This is a genomic window from Pseudomonas sp. AC463 (genome assembly GCF_979253585.1).
Genome location: NZ_CEEDDZ010000380.1, coordinates 1 through 311 on the forward strand (window position 1 = coordinate 1; position 311 = coordinate 311).

At 69.8% G+C, this 311-nt stretch carries 1 pseudogene; it reads left to right on the forward strand.

What is annotated here, in order from left to right:
* Nucleotides 1-23: 23 nt before the first annotated feature.
* Nucleotides 24-311, forward strand: a pseudogene (locus AC0IYH_RS30620) (phosphate ABC transporter permease subunit PstC); the annotation flags it as partial.

Below are 311 nucleotides of genomic sequence, written 5' to 3' on the forward strand. Positions count from 1 at the left end.
TCGGCACCCATTGGAGCCCGCAGGTGATCGACGCGCGCGATCCGGGCGCGTCGCTGGGCGCGGTGCCGCTGTTCTGGGGCACGTTCTTCATCGGCGCGGTGATCGCGATGATCGTCGCGATCCCGTTCGGGCTGATGAGCGCGATCTACCTGACCCAATACGCTGCGCCGCGCACCCGCCGCTGGATGAAACCGATCCTGGAGGTGCTCGCGGGCGTGCCGACCGTCGTCTACGGCTATTTCGCGGCGCTGACCGTCGCGCCGGCGGTGCGCGATCTGGCGGTGGCGATGGGGATCAGCTGGGCCTCGTCC